Here is a 1,038-nt window from a genome sequence, read left to right as displayed (position 1 = left end):
TGTGAAGTTGCAAGAGGTTATTCTGGCCGGATCTGAGCCGTGACATTGGGGCTTTGCCAGCAATGCCCTGATGCGGCCGGTGCCAGTTGTAGTGATGGTTCCATTCTTTGAGCATGTTGGCCCGCTCCAGTGAGTTGTTATAAACAAAGCCGTAAGCCCATTCGCGCAAGGCTGACTGGATGAAGCGTTCGGCCTTGCCATTGGTCTGTGGTCGATAGGGTCGTGTAAAGCGGTGCTTCAATGCTATCTGGCTACAAGTGGCCTTGAATGACTTGGAGCGAAAGGCTGAGCCGTTATCGGTCAACAACGCTTTGGGGCGCACCCCGAGTGAGCAGAAATAGGCGTGGGTATTGGCGAGGAATCGGTTGGCATTCTCCTGGGTTTCGTCAGGATAGAGCTCCGTGAAGGCGATGCGGGCATGGTCGTCAATGGCGATAAACAAGACTTCCCAGCCGGCGCCGCGCGTACGGTCTCGCCGGTCTCCCGTCGCACGATGGCCGGTGGTTTCAATACGCCCGAGCTTCTTGGTATCGATATGAATCAGGTCGCCTGGTTCTGCATGCTCGTAGCGCTGCACCGGCTCGACGGGATCGAGATCGCTCAGTTTGGACAAGCCGGCACGCGCCAGCACACGGCTTACCGTGGCCTTCGATATCTGCAGGTACTGGGCAATCCTTGCCTGTGTCATGCGCTTCTTGCGTAGCTCGACAACCGTCAGTGCCTTGCCCGCGTCGAGTGCCAAGGGACTATGCAGCGGACGCGACGATCGATCCATCAAGCCCTCTCGCCCCTCGGCGAGGAAGCGCCCCAGCCATTTGCGCACGGTTGCTTCGCTCACGGAGTAGCGGGTAGCAGCCTGGCAGCTCGGCAGGCGGTTAAGCAGGACGTCTTCGACCATCTCGACTCGACGAATCAGCGTTAATCGGGCATTCTTATGGATGTTCATTCGGTTGGTTTCCTTGAGAACTGGGGGTTTGGCGATTTCCAGTGTCTCAAATCCAATCCGAATGAACCACAACAACCTATTGAAACATCACA

General features: G+C 56.7%; 1 protein-coding gene. It reads right to left on the bottom strand.

Annotated features, from left to right (window positions below; translation table 11 throughout):
* Positions 1-946: IS481 family transposase (locus ACQ4WR_RS28265; RefSeq protein WP_436491421.1), on the bottom strand; the 946-nt coding region annotated here is incomplete at its 3' end.
* Between the last annotated feature and the right edge of the window lie 92 nt (positions 947-1,038).

This window comes from Janthinobacterium amylolyticum, assembly GCF_051380655.1.
In the GTDB taxonomy this organism is placed as follows: Bacteria; Pseudomonadota; Gammaproteobacteria; order Burkholderiales; family Burkholderiaceae_D; genus Janthinobacterium.
The sequence above is the reverse complement of the archived record's forward strand: the minus strand, read 5'-3'. Positions and strand labels throughout refer to the sequence as shown.